The 19,932-nt window shown below is 73.7% G+C and carries 15 protein-coding genes and 1 riboswitch; of the genes, 13 read left to right on the top strand and 2 right to left on the bottom strand.

What is annotated here, in order from left to right:
- Positions 1-185: 185 nt before the first annotated feature.
- From PUR61_RS34140 to PUR61_RS34105, 8 genes are all read left to right on the top strand, one after another.
- Positions 186-1,094 carry a TetR family transcriptional regulator gene (locus PUR61_RS34140; RefSeq protein WP_329883405.1) on the top strand — a complete coding sequence of 303 codons (909 nt, stop codon included), beginning with the start codon at positions 186-188 and terminating at the stop codon, positions 1,092-1,094.
- Between the two features lie 377 nt (positions 1,095-1,471).
- On the top strand, positions 1,472-2,809 hold the full coding sequence (gene ccrA / locus PUR61_RS34135) for a crotonyl-CoA carboxylase/reductase (protein WP_329883404.1): 1,338 nt from the start codon (positions 1,472-1,474) through the stop codon (positions 2,807-2,809).
- Positions 2,809-4,884, top strand: a complete 2,076-nt coding sequence (locus PUR61_RS34130; RefSeq protein ID WP_329883403.1) for a protein meaA — start codon at positions 2,809-2,811, stop codon at positions 4,882-4,884. The genes ccrA and PUR61_RS34130 overlap by 1 nt, the downstream gene beginning before the upstream one ends.
- A 25-nt stretch (positions 4,885-4,909) precedes the next feature.
- Complete coding sequence (locus PUR61_RS34125) at positions 4,910-5,881, top strand: HpcH/HpaI aldolase/citrate lyase family protein (RefSeq protein WP_329883402.1); 972 nt, start codon at positions 4,910-4,912, stop codon at positions 5,879-5,881.
- 22 nt (positions 5,882-5,903) lie between these two features.
- Positions 5,904-6,407: a MaoC family dehydratase gene (locus PUR61_RS34120; RefSeq protein WP_329883401.1), complete on the top strand. Its 504-nt coding sequence runs from the start codon at positions 5,904-5,906 to the stop codon at positions 6,405-6,407.
- Between the two features lie 147 nt (positions 6,408-6,554).
- Complete coding sequence (locus PUR61_RS34115; protein ID WP_329883400.1) at positions 6,555-7,757, top strand: acyl-CoA dehydrogenase family protein; 1,203 nt, start codon at positions 6,555-6,557, stop codon at positions 7,755-7,757.
- Between the two features lie 467 nt (positions 7,758-8,224).
- Positions 8,225-8,917, top strand: coding sequence for a phosphatidylserine decarboxylase (locus PUR61_RS34110; RefSeq protein ID WP_329883399.1), 693 nt, complete (start codon positions 8,225-8,227; stop codon positions 8,915-8,917).
- Positions 8,904-9,782, top strand: coding sequence for a CDP-alcohol phosphatidyltransferase family protein (locus PUR61_RS34105; protein WP_380353877.1), 879 nt, complete (start codon positions 8,904-8,906; stop codon positions 9,780-9,782). Before PUR61_RS34110 ends, PUR61_RS34105 begins: the two co-directional genes overlap by 14 nt.
- Before the next feature lie 95 nt (positions 9,783-9,877).
- On the opposite strand, the gene PUR61_RS34100 is transcribed toward PUR61_RS34105, so the two are convergent.
- Both PUR61_RS34100 and PUR61_RS34095 read right to left on the bottom strand, forming a co-directional pair.
- On the bottom strand, positions 9,878-11,380 hold the full coding sequence (locus PUR61_RS34100) for a hypothetical protein (RefSeq protein ID WP_329883398.1): 1,503 nt from the start codon (positions 11,378-11,380) through the stop codon (positions 9,878-9,880).
- A gap of 248 nt (positions 11,381-11,628) precedes the next feature.
- The gene (locus PUR61_RS34095; RefSeq protein ID WP_329883397.1) at positions 11,629-12,744 is read right to left on the bottom strand and encodes an alpha/beta hydrolase family protein; all 1,116 of its coding nucleotides are present in this window, start codon (positions 12,742-12,744) and stop codon (positions 11,629-11,631) included.
- Between the two features lie 199 nt (positions 12,745-12,943).
- Positions 12,944-13,151, top strand: a riboswitch (cobalamin riboswitch).
- 76 nt (positions 13,152-13,227) lie between these two features.
- On the opposite strand from PUR61_RS34095, the gene PUR61_RS34090 reads away from it, so the two are divergent.
- From PUR61_RS34090 to PUR61_RS34070, 5 genes are read left to right on the top strand one after another with little or no spacing between them, the layout of a single operon-like run.
- A complete protein-coding gene (locus PUR61_RS34090) occupies positions 13,228-14,196 on the top strand; it encodes a cobalamin biosynthesis protein (protein WP_329883396.1) in 969 nt (322 codons plus the stop codon).
- Positions 14,193-15,707, top strand: a complete 1,515-nt coding sequence (locus PUR61_RS34085; protein ID WP_329883395.1) for a cobyric acid synthase — start codon at positions 14,193-14,195, stop codon at positions 15,705-15,707. The genes PUR61_RS34090 and PUR61_RS34085 overlap by 4 nt, the downstream gene beginning before the upstream one ends.
- 9 nt (positions 15,708-15,716) lie before the next feature.
- Positions 15,717-17,858 carry a putative cobaltochelatase gene (locus PUR61_RS34080; RefSeq protein WP_329883394.1) on the top strand — a complete coding sequence of 714 codons (2,142 nt, stop codon included), beginning with the start codon at positions 15,717-15,719 and terminating at the stop codon, positions 17,856-17,858.
- 6 nt (positions 17,859-17,864) lie between these two features.
- Positions 17,865-18,470, top strand: a complete 606-nt coding sequence (gene cobO / locus PUR61_RS34075) for a cob(I)yrinic acid a,c-diamide adenosyltransferase (protein WP_329883393.1) — start codon at positions 17,865-17,867, stop codon at positions 18,468-18,470.
- 16 nt (positions 18,471-18,486) lie between these two features.
- Complete coding sequence (locus PUR61_RS34070) at positions 18,487-19,902, top strand: cobyrinate a,c-diamide synthase (RefSeq protein WP_329883392.1); 1,416 nt, start codon at positions 18,487-18,489, stop codon at positions 19,900-19,902.
- The last annotated feature ends 30 nt before the right edge of the window (positions 19,903-19,932 follow it).

The raw sequence follows: 19,932 nt of genomic DNA, 5'->3' as shown, positions 1-19,932 counted from the left end.
CCACGCAACCGTCCTACGGGCAGCCCGGACAGCCCGGGCACCCGCCGCCCGGACCGGACCGGTCCGCCTGGGGGCAGGGGGCCGTCTCCGGCCGCTGGCCCAGACCGGCCGTGACCGGCCCGGTCGCCCCCGTGCGCCGGGGAAGGCCCCCTGCTCCGGCCCCCGGGACGTGTAGCGTTCCGGCCATGGATCGGGTTCAGGCAGTCTCCCCGCAGCAGTCCGTCCTCCCGCGCGACGCCCGGGCGGCCGGCCCGGCGGGGCAGGAAGGGGGCCCGGGCAGCCGCCGGGCGGCGGCGCAGCGGCAGCAGATGCGCCAGGACCTGGCCACCGCCGCCATGGAGCTGTTCGCCTCGCAGGGCTACGAGGAGACCACCGTCGACCAGATCGCGGCGGCGGCCGGGGTGGCCCGGCGGACCTTCTTCCGCTACTTCCGGTCCAAGGAGGAGGCGATCTTCCCGGACCACGACGACACCCTGGTCCGGGTGGCCGACCTGCTGGCCAGCGCGGAGCCCGAGGAGCACCCGCTGGACGTGGTCTGCCGGGGCATCAAGGAGGTGCTGCGGATGTACGCCTCCACCCCCGCGGTCTCGGTGGCCCGGTACCAGTTGATCCGTCAGGTGCCCGCGCTGCGCGAGCGGGAGATCGCGGTGGTGGCGCGGTACGAGCGGCTGTTCACCCGGTACCTGCTGGGTCGGTTCGACCCCGGCGAGGAGATCCCGGCGGGCTGGCAGCGCGGCGGCGAGGACGACTCGATGCTGGCCGAGGTGTCGGCGGCGGCCGTCGTCGCGGCCCACAACCACGTGTTGCGGCGCTGGCTGAGGGCCGGCGGCCGGGGCGACGTGGAGGCGCAGCTGGACCACTCGTTCGAGGTGACCCGGCGGACCTTCTGGGCGTCCAACGCGCCGGGCGCGCGCCGGCGCGGGGCCCTGGTGGCACCCGGTGCCAACGGAGTGGGGTCGGAGGCGGCCGTCGCCAGCGCACTGAGTGCCAGCCCCGGCGGTGAGGTCCTCATCACAGTGGCCCGCACCGACGCCCCGCTGGAGGTGGTGGTGGACTCGATCAGAGCCGCCCTGGAAGGCGCCCGGCGGGCCTGAGGCCAGGCAGTTTCCGCAGGTCAACGAGGTAATTGAGGGCCCGTACCGGCATGCCGGTACGGGCCCTCCCCCATGCCCGCCGAGTGACACGCGAACGCCGGTGCGGCGCGCCGGAAATTCGTGACACCCGGTGTCTTTACGCGTGGCACAGGGTGCCACTACCTTGTTACCAACCAGTCGCGGCGCCGCGGCTCCCCACCTCGGCGCGCCGTCGTACCGGCGTTCCCACACCCCGGGAACGACGCCCTGAAGGCCAGGCCCGCAGGCCGGCCCGCCAGCCACGTTCCACCCACCACCCAACCCAGCGAAGCCGGTGTCCGCGCCCGGCTCCCCCAGACGCCCTGTGCCCTCACACAGGTACGCCTTCGGAGGCAGCCATGAAGGAAATCCTCGACGCGATCCTCAGCCCCGACAGCACCCCGGCGGACTTCGCCGCCCTGGCGCTGCCGGAGTCCTACCGAGCGGTGACGCTCCACAAGGACGAGGAGCAGATGTTCGCGGGCCTCGACAGCCGCGACAAGGACCCTCGCACGTCACTCCACCTCGACGACGTCGCGCTGCCCGAGCTGGGCCCGGGCGAGGCCCTGATCGCCGTCATGGCGAGCGCCGTGAACTACAACACGGTGTGGAGCTCGATCTTCGAGCCGGTCTCCACCTTCGGCTTCCTGGAGCGCTACGGCCGGCTCTCGCCGCTCACCAGGCGCCACGACCTGCCGTACCACGTGCTCGGTTCGGACCTCGCCGGGGTGGTGCTGCGCACCGGTGCCGGGGTCAACGCCTGGAAGCCCGGCGACGAGGTCGTCGCGCACTGCCTCTCGGTCGAGCTGGAGTCCTCCGACGGCCACAACGACACGATGATGGACCCGGAGCAGCGGATCTGGGGCTTCGAGACCAACTTCGGCGGCCTGGCCCAGCTGGCGCTGGTGAAGACCAACCAGCTGATGCCCAAGCCGGCCCACCTGACCTGGGAGGAGGCCGCCTCCCCCGGCCTGGTCAACTCCACCGCCTACCGCCAGCTGGTCTCGCGGAACGGCGCGGGCATGAAGCAGGGCGACAACGTGCTGATCTGGGGCGCCAGCGGCGGCCTCGGCTCGTACGCCACCCAGTACGCCCTGGCCGGCGGCGCCACCCCGATCTGTGTGGTCTCCAGCGACCAGAAGGCCGAGATCTGCCGGGCGATGGGCGCCGAGGCGATCATCGACCGCTCCGCCGAGGGCTACCGGTTCTGGAAGGACGAGCAGACCCAGGACCCGCGCGAGTGGAAGCGCCTGGGCGGGCGGATCCGCGAGCTGACCGGCGGCGAGGACGTCGACATCGTCTTCGAGCACCCGGGCCGCGAGACCTTCGGCGCCTCGGTGTACGTCACCCGCAAGGGCGGCACCATCGTCACCTGCGCCTCCACCTCCGGCTTCATGCACCAGTACGACAACCGCTACCTGTGGATGTCGCTCAAGCGGATCGTCGGCTCGCACTTCGCCAACTACCGGGAGGCCTGGGAGGCCAACCGCCTGGTGGCCAAGGGCAAGATCCACCCGACGGTCTCCAAGGTGTACTCGCTCGACCAGACCGGCCAGGCCGCGCTGGACGTCCACCAGAACAAGCACCAGGGCAAGGTCGGCGTGCTCTGCCTGGCCCCGCAGGAGGGTCTGGGCGTGCGCGACGCCGAACTGCGCGAGAAGCACCTGCCGGCCATCAACCGCTTCAGGAACGTCTGATGACTGCCCGGGCGGACGGGCCGGAGGGCGCGCCGACGGCGGCGGCGGGCGGGCGCGTGCCGCGCGACCGGCCGTGGCTGATGCGCACGTACGCCGGCCACTCGACCGCGAGCGACTCCAACGCGCTCTACCGGAAGAACCTCGCCAAGGGGCAGACCGGCCTCTCCGTCGCCTTCGACCTGCCGACCCAGACCGGCTACGACTCCGACCACATCCTCGCCCGCGGCGAGGTCGGCCGGGTCGGCGTGCCGGTGGGTCACGTCGGCGACATGCGGGCCCTGTTCGACGGGATCCCGCTCGAACAGACCAACACCTCGATGACGATCAACGCCACCGCGATGTGGCTGCTGGCGCTCTACCAGGTGGTCGCCGAGGAGCAGGGCGCCGACATCGCCAAGCTCACCGGCACCACCCAGAACGACATCGTCAAGGAGTACCTGTCGCGCGGGACGCACGTCTTCCCGCCCGGGCCGTCGGTGCGCCTGATCACCGACATGATCGCCTACACCGTCGGGAACATCCCGAAGTGGAACCCGATCAACATCTGCAGCTACCACCTCCAGGAGGCCGGGGCCACCCCCGTCCAGGAGATCGCCTACGCGATGTGCACGGCGATCGAGGTGCTGGACGCCGTCCGCGACTCCGGCCAGGTGCCGGCCGAGCGGATGGGCGAGGTGGTCGCCCGGATCTCCTTCTTCGTGAACGCCGGCGTGCGGTTCGTCGAGGAGATGTGCAAGATGCGCGCCTTCGGCCGGCTCTGGGAGAAGGTCACCCGGGAGCGGTACGGCATCGAGGACGCCAAGCAGCGCCGGTTCCGCTACGGCGTCCAGGTCAACTCGCTCGGCCTGACCGAGGCCCAGCCGGAGAACAACGTCCAGCGGATCGTGCTGGAGATGCTCGCCGTCACGCTCTCCAAGGACGCCCGCGCCCGCGCCGTCCAGCTGCCCGCCTGGAACGAGGCGCTCGGCCTGCCCCGCCCCTGGGACCAGCAGTGGTCGCTGCGGATCCAGCAGGTGCTCGCCTACGAGTCCGACCTGCTGGAGTACGGGGACATCTTCAACGGCTCCGAGGTGATCGAGGCCAAGACCGCCGACCTGCTGGCCGGCGCCGAGGCCGAGATCGCCAAGGTGCTGGAGATGGGCGGGGTCATCCCGGCCGTCGAGTCCGGCTACCTCAAGTCCAACCTGGTCGCCTCGCACGCCGCCCGCCGGGCCCGGATCGAGTCCGGCGAGGACCGGATCATCGGGGTGAACTGCTTCGACACGACCGAGGAGAGCCCGCTCACGGCCGACCTCGACACCGCGATCATGGTCGTCGACCCGGCCTCCGAGCAGTCCGTGCTCAACGCCCTGGAGGCCTGGCGCGGGCAGCGCGACGAGCCTTCTGCACTGCGGGCCCTGGAGGACCTCAAGACCGTCGCCGCCACCGGCGACAACCTGATGCCGGCCACCCTGGTCTGCGCCCGCGCCGGGGTCACCACCGGCGAGTGGGCGTTCGCCCTGCGCGAGGTCTTCGGTGAGTACCGCGCCCCCACCGGCGTCGGCGGCGCCCCGGTCGCGGTGACCGCCGAACCCGGCGGCGAACTGGCCGCGGTCCGCGAGGCGGTCGCCGCGACCGCCGCCGAGCTGGGCGCCGGAAAGCTGCGCCTGCTGGTCGGCAAGCCCGGCCTGGACGGGCACTCCAACGGCGCCGAGCAGATCGCCGTCCGGGCCCGCGACGCCGGGTTCGAGGTGGTCTACCAGGGCATCCGGCTCACCCCGGAGCAGATCGTCTCGGCGGCCGTCGCCGAGGACGTGCACTGCGTGGGCCTGTCGATCCTCTCCGGTGCCCATTCCGAGCTGGTGCCCGACGTCCTGCACCGGCTCCGCCGGGCCGGGGTGGAGGATGTCCCGGTGATCGTGGGTGGCATCATCCCGGCAGCGGACGGCGAGGCCCTCAAGGCCGCCGGCATCGCCGCCGTGTTCACCCCGAAGGACTTCGGCATCACGACCATCATCGGCCGGATCGTGGACGAGATCCGGCTGGCCAACAGGCTCCAGCCCTGGACGTCCTGCACCGCCGCGTCCAGCAGCTGACCCCGGAAGGAACCGACCACCCCTCATGAGCACTCCCGCCGCCCCCCACCGTCTGCGCCCCCGCCGCTCCTGCCTGGCCGTGCCCGGCTCCAACCCGCGGTTCCTGGAGAAGGCCCAGGGCCTCGACGCCGACCAGGTCTTCCTCGACCTGGAGGACGCCTGCGCCCCGCTGGTCAAGGAGAGCGCCCGGCACACCATCGTCGACGCCCTGAACAACGGCGACTGGGGCACGAAGACCAAGGTCGTCCGGGTCAACGACTGGACCACCCACTGGACCTACCGCGACGTGATCACCGTGGTCGAGGGCGCCGGCCCCAACCTCGACTGCATCATGCTGCCGAAGGTCCAGGACGCCGAGCAGGTCAGGGCGCTCGACCTGCTGCTCACCCAGATCGAGAAGACCATGGGCTTCGAGGTCGGCAGGATCGGCATCGAGGCGCAGATCGAGAACGCCAAGGGCCTGATCAACGTCGACGCGATCGCCGAGTCCTCGCCCCGGCTGGAGACCATCATCTTCGGCCCGGCCGACTTCATGGCCTCGATCAACATGAAGTCCCTGGTGGTCGGCGAGCAGCCGCCCGGCTACCCGGCCGACGCCTACCACTACATCCTGATGCGCATCCTGATGGCCGCACGCGCCAACGACCTCCAGGCGATCGACGGCCCGTACCTCCAGATCCGCAACCAGGAGGGCTACCGCGAGGTGGCCGGCCGCGCCGCCGCCCTCGGCTTCGACGGCAAGTGGGTGCTCCACCCGGACCAGGTCGCCGCCGCCAACGAGCTCTTCTCGCCCTCCCAGGAGGACTACGACCACGCCGAGCTGATCCTCGACGCCTACGACTGGTGCACCTCCGAGGCGGGCGGCGCCAAGGGTTCGGCGATGCTCGGCGACGAGATGATCGACGAGGCCAGCCGCAAGATGGCGCTGGTCATCGCCGGCAAGGGCCGGGCCGCGGGCTTCCGCCGCACCTCCACGTTCGAGCCCCCGCAGGTTTGAGACCGGTAAGGAACCATCGATCATGCAGTTCGGACGCACCTACGAGGAGTTCGAGGTCGGCGCGGTCTACAAGCACTGGCCCGGCAAGACGGTCACCGAGTACGACGACCACCTCTTCTGCCTCCTCACCATGAACCACCACCCGCTCCACCTGGACGCCCACTACGCCGAGCACACCACCGACTTCGGCCGGAACGTCGTGGTGGGCAACTACGTCTACTCGCTGCTGCTCGGCATGTCCGTCCCGGACGTCTCCGGCAAGGCGATCGCCAACCTGGAGATCGAGTCGCTGCGGCACGTCGCGCCGACCTTCCACGGCGACACGATCTACGGCGAGACCACCGTGCTCGACAAGTGGCCGTCCAAGTCCAAGGACGACCGCGGCATCGTGTACGTCGAGACCAAGGGCTACAAGCAGGACGGCACGGTCGTCTGCCTCTTCCGCCGCAAGGTGATGGTCCCGACCGCGACCTACACCACCGCGCGCGGCGGGGAGCAGCCCGGCCGCCCCACCCCGTCGGCCTGAGCACGGCCCGCCCCAAGGACCCCGGACGGGCCGGCCGCCGTCATCGGCCGTGGCCCCACCCGGTACACGGGGGCTCCGCGGAAGTCACGCCCGCGGAGCCCCCGTACCCCCACCCTCTTCTTCTTCAGGCATGACAGGAGCCGCACGATGGGACGCCTCGCACAGACCGACGGCCTCACCGAGATCCAGCGGGACATCCTCGCCACCGTGCGCGAGTTCGTCGACAAGGAGATCATCCCGGTCGCGACCGAGCTGGAGCACAAGGACGAGTACCCGACCGCGATCGTCGAGGGCATGAAGCAGCTCGGGCTCTTCGGCCTGACCATCCCCGAGGAGTACGGCGGCCTCGGGGAGTCGCTGCTCACCTACGCCCTGGTGGTCGAGGAGATCGCCCGCGGCTGGATGTCGGTGTCCGGCATCGTCAACACGCACTTCATCGTGGCGCACATGATCAACGCGCACGGCACCCAGGAGCAGAAGGACTACTTCCTGCCGAAGATGGCGGCCGGCGAGATCCGCGGCGCCTTCTCGATGTCCGAGCCGGGCCTCGGCTCCGACGTCGCCGCGATCTCCACCAAGGGCGTCCGGGACGGCGACTTCTACGTCCTCAACGGCCAGAAGATGTGGCTGACCAACGGCGGCACGTCCACCCTGGTCGCGGTGCTCTGCAAGACCGACGAGGGCGGCTCCACCCCGTACCGGAACATGACCACCTTCCTGATCGAGAAGACGGCGGGATTCGGCCCGAACCCGACCGTCCCCGGCCTCACGGTGCCCGGGAAGATCGAGAAGATGGGCTACAAGGGCGTCGACACCACCGAGCTGGTCCTCCAGGACGTCCGGATCCCGGCCGACCGGGTCCTCGGCGGCGTCCCGGGCAAGGGCTTCTACCAGATGATGGACGGCGTCGAGGTCGGCCGGGTCAACGTGGCCGCGCGCGGCTGCGGCGTCGCGCGGCGCGCCTTCGAGCTGGGCATCGCCTACGCCCAGCAGCGGAGCACCTTCGGCAAGAAGATCGCCGAGCACCAGGCGATCCAGTTCAAGCTCGCCGAGATGGCCACCAAGGTCGAGGCCGCGCACCAGATGATGGTGATGGCCGCCCGCAAGAAGGACGGCGGCGAGCGGAACGACCTGGAGGCCGGCATGGCCAAGTACCTCGCCTCCGAGTACTGCAAGGAGGTCGTCGAGGACTCCTTCCGCATCCACGGCGGCTACGGCTTCTCCAAGGAGTACGAGATCGAGCGGCTCTACCGGGAGGCCCCGATGCTGCTGATCGGTGAAGGTACTGCGGAGATCCAGAAGATGATCGTCGGGCGCCGGCTGCTGGAGGAGTACCGCATCGCGGAGTGAACCCGACCCGTTCCGTCGTACCCGACCCGTGCCGCGTGACCTGCGGCACGCCGGGCGGACGGTCCGAGGACGGCCGGTCGACGGGCGTGCGGGCCCGTCCCGGCACCGGGCCGTGCACCGGTCCCGCGCCTGGTCCGCCCGGGCCCGGCACGGCCCTCGGAGCGGCCCCGGGGCGTACGACTGCCGTCACGCGCCCCGGGGCCGCTCCGGCATGCCCTGCCGGACACTCTGCTGAGACAAGTGTCACCAGCTCTGCCCGGTCCCTTGGGAACCGGACGGGGGCGAGCTACGGTCGTATACACAGAGGCGCACCGGCGCCTCCAGCAGGACACATGAACGAGCAGGCGGGTTGCCCACCCACCGTGTGCTCCCGATAGCATCCACCGGGACAGCAGACGTCCCTCTATTACCCGATCCCGCGGTGGCCCCCGTCCAGCGGCCATGATCCCCCGCGACAAAGGTTTTCGATGCCCATCAGCCCGTCCCCTCACACCTCCGTCACGGACCGCGATGCCCTCGCAGCTCCGGCGGCCGGTCGGCGACCCCGCGTGACCATCGCGCGCGGAGCCACCCCCTGGTTCGTCCCCACCCTCGCCACGGCCGCCGTGACCACCGCCCTCACCCGGCGCAACGGCACGTGGGCCCTGGCGGCGGTGCCCGCCTGTGCGCTCGGCGCCGGCATGCTGTGGTTCTTCCGCGACCCCGAGCGTGAGATCGGCACGGGCAGAGTGATCTCCCCCGCCGACGGCGTGGTTCAGAGCATCGACGCGTGGCCGGACGGCCGCACCCGCGTCGCGATCTTCATGAGCCCGCTCAACGTCCACGTCAACCGCGCACCGCTGCCCGGCACGGTGACCTCCGTGGAGCACGTGCCCGGCGGCTTCGTCCCCGCCTTCAACAAGGACAGCGACCAGAACGAGCGGGTCGTCTGGCACTTCGACACCGAGCTCGGCGACATCGAGATGGTGCAGATCGCGGGGGCCGTGGCCCGTCGCATCGTGCCGTACGTCGACGCCGGTACCAAGGTCGAGCAGGGCGAGCGGATCGGTCTGATCCGCTTCGGCTCCCGGGTCGACACCTACCTGCCGGCCGGCGTCGAGGTCGGCGTCGAGGTCGGCCAGAAGACCACAGCCGGGGTGACGCGCCTTGACCGTGACTGATCCTGAAACGATCGTCGGCCTGGACGACGAGGAGACGGCGCTGCGCCGCCGCCGCTGGGCACGCGACCGCGAGCTGCGTGCTCCGCGTTCGCCGCAGCACCTCTCCACCGCCGACTTCCTGACCCTGGGGAACGCCGTCTGCGGCTTCCTGGCGATCTACTCGATCACCACCGGGGTGCTCGTCCCGCACATCACCAACCCGGGCGCCGCGCCGGACAAGCACAGTGCCGCCACCGCGGTGACGCTGCTGCTGATCGGCTCGATGTGCGACCTCTTCGACGGGCTGGTGGCGCGCAAGCTGCGCTCCTCCGCCCTCGGGGCGGAACTCGACAACCTGGCCGACCTGATCAGCTTCGGCATCGCGCCGGCCTACTTCGTCGCCGTCTGGGGCATGGTCTCGCCGGGCTCCAACAGCCGGCTCTCGGCGCTGATCGCGCTGACCGTGCTGCTCGCGGTGGTGCTGCGGCTCGCCCGCTTCTCCGCCGTGAAGATGCGACCCGGGGTGTTCCAGGGCATGCCCTGCCCGATGGGTGCGATGACGGTGATCGCCATCGTGCTGCTCGACCCGCCGTTCCTGCCCGGTCTGCTCGCCATCTTCGGCGTGGCGTACCTGATGGTCAGCCGGATCGAGTACCCGAAGCCGCAGGGGCTGCTGGCCACCGCGACGCTCTGCTGGATCGTGCTCTCCATCGGCTGCCTGGCGGCCTGGGCGACCGGCCTGAAGGGCGGCGACTACCTGCTGCACATCGGCGCGTTCGGCCAGATCGCGCTGGCCGCGATGGCCCCGCTGCTGGTCATCCGCCGCAAGGTGGGCCAGAAGGTCGGGGACGTGCGGGCACGCCGCGCGGAGTCCCGGATCGGCTGACGACCGACGAGACGCATGACGAAGGGCCCGGATCCCCCAGGGACCGGGCCCTTCGTCATGTCGTGCGCCGCGCCGGGGGCTCCCGGGCGGACCGCTCAGGCGCCGCCGCGGTGGACGCTGAAGGCCGAACGGCGCGCCGCGCGGGCCACCGCCGGGTCCGGGTGGACGCCGGAGACGGCGGTCAGCACCGAGGCCGCCCGCGGGTGTCCGGACTGCCGGGCCCGGGCGAACAGTCGCACCGGGTCACCGGCCGAAGCGCCCTCGACGTGGCCGACCAGCAGCTCCGTCTCCCCGTGGTCCAGCACGGCGGCGGCGGTGTCCACCCAGAGCCAGGCGGCGTCCTCCGCCCCCAGCACGTCGGCCGGCGAGACCCCCTCGTCCGAGCGCTCGGCGAGCCAGAGGAGCGCGTACGGGCGCAGCACCGGCTCGTCGACGGCGGCCCGGACGGCCTGCTCGGCGGTGGAGCCGGCGACCCGGAGCGCCTCGAAGGCCAGGCCGCGGACCAGCGCGTCCTCGCCCTGCGCCGCCTCCAGCAGCTCGGCCACCGCCCGGTCGGCCGGGCGGGCCGCCAGCCAGGCGCGGTACTCGGCGCGGGCCGGGCCCGGCGAGTAGTCGGCGCAGGCGCTCAGCAGTTCCGGCGCGCTCTGCTCGATGTGGCCGGCGGCGGTCTGCGCGACGGTGCAGATCTCCTCCAGCTTGGCCCGCACCGCCCAGTGCCCGAGCGGCGACAGGTCGGCGGCGTTGTCCCGGCGGACCAGTGCGCCGACGGCGGCGAGGCCGTCCAGCATCCAGTCGAGGACGGCCGCCACGTCGGCGGGCGAGGCCGGGGTGTCGATCTGCGGCTCGCGGCAGGTGCCGCGGACCGCGGAGATCGCCGAGGCCGCGTGCGGGACGGGCGAGAGGCCGAAGGTGCTCTCGCCACCGCCGACCCGGCGCTCGTCCAGACCTCGCCGGAGCAGCTCCAGCAGCTCCATGTCGGCGACCGGGCCGTCCACCAGGTGCAGGAAGGAGAGCAGTTGCGGGGCCTGGTCGACGGCCTGCCCGGCGAGCACCGCGAAGACGCCGCGCAGGGCGGCGGGCGGGACCGGGGCGAGCAGGGTCCAGGCGTCGAACAGTGCCGACCAGCCGCGGACCACCGCCTCGTCGTCGTGCTCCCAGGCGTGCAGGCGCCAGCCGGGGACGGCGCCGCCGTCCCTGGCCTCGACCAGGCCGACCAGCAGCGCCTGGCCCCAGGCCTTGGCCGCGGCGCCCACCGTCATGGCGAGGGCGCGGCCGGCGGCCCGGGCGTCGTCGGGGAGCAGCTCGCCGCGCTTGTCGACCTCGTCGAGGTCGCCGGCCCAACGGGCGATCCGGACGGCGTCGACCAGCATGCGGCGGGCCAGCGGGGCGAGTTCGGCGGGTGCGGGGAAGCCCTCCGGCACGGGGACCCGGCCGCGGCCGGGTGCGGGGGCCGGGCCTCGTCGGCGGGGTACGCCGGAGGTCCCCGGCCTGGCGCCGGCGGGGCGGTGGGCAGTTCCGGGGAGACGGGTCACCGTCGCACCGGTACCGATCGTCGGCGGGAGCGGGGCATCACGGTCGCGCGGGTTCCGAGACGTCACGTCGAGCAGTCTTCCCCTTGTACCGGCCATCTGTCACATCCGGTTGCACGCGCGGGCCGGGCGGCGGGCGCGGGGCCTCCACAAGATCGGGCAACAGAGGCCAAACCGACTGGCTTGATCTTAGTGGCGGGTCCATGCCACTCGTGACCGGGGGAGGGAGGGAAGGGAAAGCGGGGAGGAAAGGGAGAGGGGAAGCGGCCGCGGCGGCCGGGGAGCCGCCGCGGCCGGGTGGACCGGGCCGGGCGCGCTCAGAGGAAGGGCGTGAGCCAACGGCGGAGGGTCTCCTCGTAGCGCTCCGGGTCGGTGTTCCAGAGTGCGGCGTGGTCACCGCCGGGAAAGGCCTGGAGGTTGACCACGTCCGGGCGCCTCCCGGCGAGGCGCTCGGCCGCGCGGAACGGGGCCACCGGGTCGTCCGGGCCGTGCAGCACCAGAGTGGGGACCCGCAGGTCGGTGCCGTCGGCGAGGCGCGCGAAGTCGGCCAGATCCAGGCCGGTGCGTCCCTCGGCGGCGAGCGCGCCCAGTTCGGCGGCCACGCCCCGGTAGCCGGCCCGGGCCGCACCGCGCCGCGCGCCGGCCGGCCAGTCCAGCACCGGCGAGTCCAGGATCAGGCTGCTGATCGAGCCTGCCCAGCCGGAGCGGGCGGCGGTCTGCAGGGCCGTGGTGGCGCCGAGCGACCAGCCGTAGAGGACGACCTTGCCGGCGCCGCTGTCCAGCGCGCGCCGGATCGCCGCCTCGACGTCGCGCCACTCGGTCTCGCCGAAGTGGCCGAGGCCGTCCGGGGAGGCCGGCGCACCCGCGTCGCCCCGGTAGCTGACGGCGAGCACCGGCAGGGCCAGCCGCCGGAGCAGCGGGAGCACCGGGAGAGCCTGGGAGCGGTCGGCGCCGGGACCGTGCACCAGGATCACCCAGGTGCCCCGCGCGCCGTCCAGCCGCCAGGCGGGCAGCGCACCCAGCTCGCCCTCGACGGCGGTCTCGGTGAACGGGATCCCGAGCGCGGTGGTCGGGTCCCCGAGATGGACCCGGGGGGTGAAGCGGACCTCGGTCCCGGGCGTGAGGGTGCCCCGGTCCGCCCGGAGCAGGCGGCGGGTGACGCCCTTCCCGTCGCTGTGCAGGACCTCGCCGACGACCGCGTGCCCGTCCTCTCCCCACTCCACGGCCCAGCGGCCGGGGCGTTCGCTCTCCGGGCCGCGGGTGAAGCCGACCCGCCCCGCGCCGAGGGTCAGGACCTGCACCGGGCCGGACCTCGTCCGGGCCGCGACGGCCGGGTGGACCATCCGCTCGGACGCCCGCCGGCCGATCACCAGCACGGCCGCCCCCGTACCGACGGCGGCGGCGGCCACGGTGGCCGCGATTCCCCAACGCATACTCGCTCCCCGCAGTTAAGTCCCGGTGCCGGAGGGTGTTCTGGCCCCAGTCCACTAGCGGCGGCGGCCGGTGGCCAGTAGGACACGGCCGTCCGTGTCAGATCGGGAGCAACGTCACACCGGGGCGAGAGCCTCCGGGGCGGGCCGGGGCGGGGGCCGCGCGAGGACCGGCGGTGTGACCGAACGCTCCGTGACCTCGGTTGACTCCCGGTTCGGGGGCGTGATGGGATCCTTCAGCCATACGGAGGCAAGCAGAGGAAGCCGGTGCGAGTCCGGCGCGGTCCCGCCACTGTCACCGGGGAGCACGTCCGGACAATGCCACGGCGAGCCGTCAGAAGCCGCTGGAAGGCCCGGGCGGGCGTCCGACCCGGAAGCCAGGAGACTCTCGCCCCCGGTACGTCGATCCAGGGCGCGGACCCTGAGTGAGGACACCCACGCGATGCAGCCTGCCCCGGCCGCGACGACCCGCCACCGCACCCCGCCGTGCGTCCGCTGACCCGCGCCGCCGCGTTCGCCGCGGGCGCGGTCGCCGGATACCTCGCCGACACCCGGCTCGGCGATCCTCGCCGCGGCCACCCGGTCGCCGTCTTCGGCACCGCCGCGAACCGGCTGGAACGGCGGATCTGGCGCGACGACCGCGCCACCGGCACCGCCTACACCGCGCTCTGCGTGGGCACCGTCGCGGCCGGCGCCGTGGCCGCCGACCGGCTGCTCGGCCGGCGGCCGCTCGGGCGGGCCGCCCTGGCCGCCGCCGCGACCTGGACCGTGCTCGGCGGCACCTCGCTGACCCGGGAGGCCCGGACCATCGGCCGCTCGCTCGCCGCAGGCGACCTGACGGCGGCCCGGGAGCGGCTGCCGCACCTGTGCGGCCGCGACCCGAGCACCCTGGACGAGGCCCAGCTGGCCCGCGCGGTGGTCGAGTCGGTCGCCGAGAACACCGCCGACGCCGTGGTCAACGCGCTGGTCTGGGGCGGGCTCGCGGGCACACCGGGCCTGCTGGCGTTCCGCGCCGTCAACACCCTGGACGCGATGGTCGGCCACCGCTCGCCCCGGTACGCCCGGTTCGGCTGGGCCTCCGCGCGGCTGGACGACGTGGCCGGCTGGCCGGGCGCCCGGCTGACCGCGCTGCTGACCGTCGCCGCCGCGCCCGAACCGCGCACCGCCTGGCGGGTCTGGCGGCGGGACGGCTCCGCACACCCCAGCCCGAACGCGGGCCAGGCCGAATCGGCCTTCGCCGGTGCGGTCGGCGTCCGCCTGGGCGGGACGCTCCGGTACGGCGACCGCGTCGAGCACCGGCCGGTGCTCGGCGAGGGGCTCCGGCCGGTCGGGGTGGACGACATCGAGCGGGCCTGCGTGCTCTCCCGACGGGTGGGCGCGCTGGCGCTGGGTACGACGGTCGCCGGGCATCTGCTGCTCCGGGCGGCCCTGAGCAGGAGAAGGGGTGGGGCATGAGCAACGCACTGCTGGTCGCCGGGACGACCTCGGACGCCGGGAAGAGCGTGGTCACCGCCGGCATCTGCCGCTGGCTGGCCCGTCAGGGCGTCCGCGTCGCGCCGTTCAAGGCGCAGAACATGTCGCTGAACTCCTTCGTCACCGCGGACGGCGCCGAGATCGGCCGCGCGCAGGCGATGCAGGCGCAGGCCGCCCGGGTGGAGCCCGAGGCGGCCATGAACCCGGTGCTGCTCAAGCCCGGCGCGAACGGCCGCAGCCAGGTCGTGCTGCTCGGCCGGGCGGTCGCCGAGGTCGGCGCGCTGGACTACCGCGACCGCAAGCCGGTGCTGCTGGAGCGGGCCCTGGAGTGCCTCGCGGACCTGCGCCGCCGGTACGACGTGGTGATCTGCGAGGGCGCCGGCTCGCCCGCCGAGATCAACCTCCGGGACCGGGACATCGCCAACATGGGCCTGGCCACCGCCGCCGGGCTGCCGGTCGTCGTGGTCGGGGACATCGACCGGGGCGGGGTGTTCGCGGCGATGTACGGGACGCTGGCGCTGCTCTCGGCCGAGGACCAGCGGCACGTGGCCGGCTGGTTCGTCAACAAGTTCCGCGGCGACGCGCGACTGCTCGCCCCCGGGCTGGAGATGCTCCGCGAGCTGACCGGCCGCCCGGTGCTGGGCACCCTGCCGATGCTGCCCGACCTCTGGCTCGACGCCGAGGACTCGCTCGACCTGTCCACCGTGGTCGACCGCACGGCCGGCCGCGGGCCGCTCGGCGCGGACGTGCTGCGGGTGACCGTGGTGCGCTTCCCCCGGCTGTCGAACTTCACCGACCTGGACGCGCTGGCCCAGGAGCCCGGGGTGCTGGTCCGCTGGGCCACCCGGCCCGAGGAGCTGGCCGACGCCGACCTCGTCGTGCTCCCCGGCACCCGGGCCACCGTCGCGGACCTCGCCTGGCTGCGCGAGCGCGGCCTGGAGACGGCGCTGAAGGCGCGGGCGGCGCAGGGCCGTCCGGTCCTCGGCGTCTGCGGCGGCTACCAGATGCTGGCGCGGACCGTCGTGGACGAGGTCGAGTCGAAGGCCGGCGCCGTGGAGGGGCTCGGCCTGCTGCCGACGCACGTCCGGTTCGGCGTCGAGAAGGTGCTGGGCCGGCCGGTCGGCGAGGCGTACGGGCAGCGGGTCGAGGGCTACGAGATCCACCACGGCGTGGTCACCGTCGAGGGCGGCACCCCCTTCCTGGACGGCTGCCGGGTGGGCTCCGTCTGGGGGACGACCTGGCACGGCGCGCTGGAGAACGACGGTTTCCGGCGCGAACTGCTGCGCGACGTCGCCGCATCGGCCGGCCGGGCGTTCGTCCCCGCGCCGGACACCTCGTTCGCGGCGGCGCGCGAGGCCCGGCTGGACCGACTGGGGGAGCTGATCGAGGAACACGCGGACACCGACGCACTGTGGAAGCTGATCGAAGGCGGGGTGCCGGCGGCCGGATCGCTGCCGTTCCTGCCGCCCGGGGCCCCTTGGGGAGAATCGTGAGCGAGAATCATGAGTGACGTCCGCTACCCGTTCACCGCGATCGTCGGCATGGCCGACCTACGGCTCGGGCTGCTGCTCAACGCGGTCTCGCCGGCGGTCGGCGGGGTGCTCGTCCGCGGCGAGAAGGGCACCGCCAAGTCGACCATGGTGCGCGCGCTGGCCGGCCTGCTGCCGTCCATCGCCACCGTCGACGGCTGCCGCTTCGCCTGCGACCCGGCCGCGCCCGACCCGCAGTGCCCGGACGGCGCGCACGCCGGCGCCGGGGCGTCCTCGCGACCGGCCCGGCTGGTCGAGCTGCCGGTCGGCGTCTCCGAGGACCGGATCGTCGGCTCGCTGGACCTGGAGCGGGCGCTCGCCGAGGGCGTCAAGGCGTACGAGCCGGGCCTGCTGGCGCAGGCGCACCGCGGCGTGCTCTACATCGACGAGGTCAACCTGCTCCAGGACCACGTGGTGGACCTGCTGCTGGACGCCGCCGCGATGGGCCGCTCGTACGTCGAGCGCGAGGGCGTCTCGGTGCGGCACGCGGCCCGGTTCCTGCTGGTCGGCACGATGAACCCGGAGGAGGGCGAGCTGCGGCCGCAGCTGCTCGACCGGTTCGGCCTGACCGTCGAGATCGCCGCCACCCGGGAGCCGGTGGAGCGGGCCGAGGTCGTGCGCCGCCGCCTCGCCTACGACGCCGACCCGGCGGGCTTCGCCGACCGGTTCGAGGAGGACGAGCGGGCGCTCGCCCTGCGGATCACCACCGCCCGGGAGCTGCTGCCGAAGGTGGAGCTGACCGACGCGGCACTCCGCCGGATCACCGCCGTCTGCGCCGCGTTCGAGGTGGACGGGTTGCGCGCGGACATCGTGATGGCGCGCACCGCCGTCGCGCTGGCCGCCTGGTCCGGGCGCACCGAGGTGCTGGAGGAGGACGTCCGCAAGGCCGCGCAGCTGGCGCTGCCGCACCGGCGCCGGCGCAACCCCTTCGACGCGCCCGGGCTGGACGAGGAGCTGCTGGACCGGACGCTGGAGGAGCAGGCCCGGCAGGAGCAGGAGGAGGCCCGCGAGGAGCAGGCCCGGCAGGACGAGGAGGAGGCCCTCGCGGAGGGGCGGGCCGAGGCCCGGGAGTCGGACGAGGACCCCGACCAGGACCCCGGGGACGGCCCGGACGGCCCCGAGGGCGACGGACCCGGCCCCGACGGCGGTGGCGGCGCCCCCGAGCCGACCGGCCCGGACGGCCCGCCCGCCGGCGCCGACGCCACCTCCCCCGACGAGGACCCGGCACTCCCGCAGCCCGTCCCGGCCCAGCACCCCTCCCCCGCCCGGGAGTCGGCGCCCGTCGCGGCCGGCGACCCGTACCGGACCCGGCTGTTCGCCGTCGACGGCACCGGGCGCGGCGCGCAGGGCCGCCGCTCCCCCGCCGAGACCGACGGCGGCCACACCATCAGGTCCCGCCGCCCGCAGGGCCGGCTGGCCCGGCTGCACCTGAGCGCCACCCTGCGGGCCGCCGCACCGCACCAGGTGGCGCGCGGCCGGGCGTCCCGCGCCCTGGTGCTGCACAAGGACGACTTCCGCGAACAGGTCCGCCAGGGACGGGAGTCCAACCTGGTGCTGTTCGTGGTCGACGCCTCCGGCTCGATGGCGGCCCGGCAGCGGATGACCGCCGTCAAGGGCGCGGTGCTGTCCCTGCTGATGGACGCCTACCAGCGCCGGGACAAGATCGGCATGATCACCTTCCGGGGCGGGTCCGCCGAACTGGCGCTGCCGCCCACCTCCTCGGTCGAGGTCGGCGCGGCCCGGCTGGAGACGCTGCCCACCGGCGGCCGGACCCCCCTGGCCGCCGGGCTGCTCCGCGCCCACGAGGTGCTGCGGGTCGAGCGGCTGCGCGACCCCGACCGCCGCCCGCTGCTGGTCGTGGTCACCGACGGCCGGGCCACCGGCGCCCGCGACGCCGTCGCGCAGTCGCACCGGGCGGCCGGGCTGCTGGCCGGGCAGGGCGTGGCGAGCGTGGTGCTGGACTGCGAGTCCGGACCGGTCCGGCTCGGCCTGGCCCGCACGCTGGCCGCACGGCTCCGCGCCACCGCCGTGACCCTGGACGAGCTGCGGGCCGAGGGCGTGGCCTCCCTCGTCCGCGACAACCGCCCCACCACCACTACGCGAAAGGCGGCCTGAGCCGACATGCCCAAGGGTGTTCCCGAGAGTGTCCCCGACGACGGCCTGACGACCCGCCAGCGCCGTACGATGCCGATCACCGCCGTCCACACCGGCCCCGGCAAGGGCAAGTCCACCGCGGCCTTCGGCATGGCGCTGCGCGCCTGGAACCAGGGCTGGTCGGTCGGGGTGTTCCAGTTCGTGAAGTCCGCCAAGTGGAAGGTCGGCGAGGAGAACGCGTTGCGCGTGCTCGGCGCCTCCGGCGAGGGCGGCACGGTCGACTGGCACAAGATGGGCTCCGGCTGGTCCTGGATCCAGCGCTCCTCCGAGATGGAGATGGACAGCGAGGCGGCGGCCAAGGAGGGCTGGGAGCAGGTCAAGCGCGACCTCGCCGCCGAGACCTACCGCTTCTACGTGCTGGACGAGTTCACCTACCCGATGCACTGGGGCTGGGTGGACCCGGAGGAGGTGGTGGCCGTCCTGAAGGACCGTCCGGGCAGCCAGCACGTCGTCGTCACCGGCCGGTACGCGCCCGAGGCGCTCACCGGCTTCGCCGACCTGGTCACCGAGATGACCAAGGTCAAGCACCCCATGGACGCCGGCCGCAAGGGCCAGCGCGGTATCGAGTGGTAGACCGGAAACCCTGAACGTGAACATCCCCCGTCTCGTCGTCGCGGCGCCGTCCTCCGGCGCCGGCAAGACCACCGTCGCCACCGGCCTGATCGCGGCACTCGCCGCGCGCGGGCTTGCCGTCTCCCCCCACAAGGTCGGCCCGGACTACATCGACCCGGGCTACCACGGGCTGGCGGCCGGGCGGCCGGGCCGCAACCTGGACGCGTTCATGTGCGGGCCGGAACGGATCGCGCCGCTCTTCCTGCACGGCGCGGCCGGTGCGGACGTGGCGGTGGTCGAGGGCGTGATGGGCCTGTACGACGGCGCCTCGGGGCGCGGCGAGCTGGCGTCCACCGCGCACGTCGCCAAGCTGCTGCGGGCACCGGTGGTGCTGGTGGTGGACGCCTCGTCGCAGTCCCGGTCGGTGGCCGCGCTGGTGCACGGCTTCGCGTCCTGGGACCCGGAGGTCCGACTGGCCGGGGTGATCCTCAACCGGGTCGCCTCCGACCGGCACGAGCAGCTGCTGCGCGAGGCCCTGGAGGAGGGCTCGGGCGTGCCGGTGCTGGGCTCGGTCCGGCGCTCGGCGGCGGTCGCCACGCCGTCCCGCCACCTCGGCCTGATCCCGGCCGTGGAGCGCTCGGCGGAGGCACTCCGGGCGGTCGCCGACATGGGCGAGCTGGTCGCCGCCTCGGTGGACCTGGACGCGGTGCTGGCGTTGGCGCGGACCGCGCCGCCGCTGGACGCCGAGCCGTGGGACCCCGCCGCGGAGATGGCCGAGCTCGTGGCGGCGGGCTTTCCGGTGGCCGGGGCGCCGCGGGCGGGGGCGCCCCGGGCCGGGGCGCCGCGGATCGCGGTGGCCGGCGGCGCCGCGTTCTCCTTCTCGTACGCGGAGAACACCGAGCTGCTGACCGCCGCCGGCGCCGAGGTGGTCCCGTTCGACCCGCTGCACGCCGACGGGCTGCCGGAGGGCACGGCGGGCCTGGTCATCGGCGGCGGGTTCCCCGAGCTGTACGTCCGGGAACTCAGCGCGAACGGGCAACTCCGTTCCGCGATCGCCGCGTTCGCCGCCTCGGGCGGGCCGGTCGCCGCCGAGTGCGCCGGACTGCTCTACCTCGGCCGCGAGTTGGACGGCCTGCCGATGTGCGGCGTGCTGGACACCTCGGCCCGGATGACCGAGCGGCTGACCCTCGGGTACCGGGAGGCGGTGGCGCTGCACGACTCGCCGCTGGCACCGACCGGCACCCGGGTGCGCGGGCACGAGTTCCACCGGACCGTCTGCGAGCCGGGGGCCGGCGAACGGGCCGCCTGGGGCTGGCGGTTGCCGACCGGCCCGCGCACGGAGGGGTTCGCGGCCGGAAACGTTCACGCTTCGTATCTGCATCTGCACTGGGCGGGATCTCCGCAGCTCGCCGCCTCGTTGGCGGCCGCCGCAGCGGCCCACCGGGCGAACTGAGGGGAACCGACCCCCCTTCGACCCTGGTGC

The sequence above is a fragment of the Streptomyces sp. BE20 genome (genome assembly GCF_036322525.1).
In the GTDB taxonomy this organism is placed as follows: domain Bacteria; phylum Actinomycetota; class Actinomycetes; order Streptomycetales; family Streptomycetaceae; genus Kitasatospora.
The sequence above is the reverse complement of the archived record's forward strand: the minus strand, read 5'-3'. Positions and strand labels throughout refer to the sequence as shown.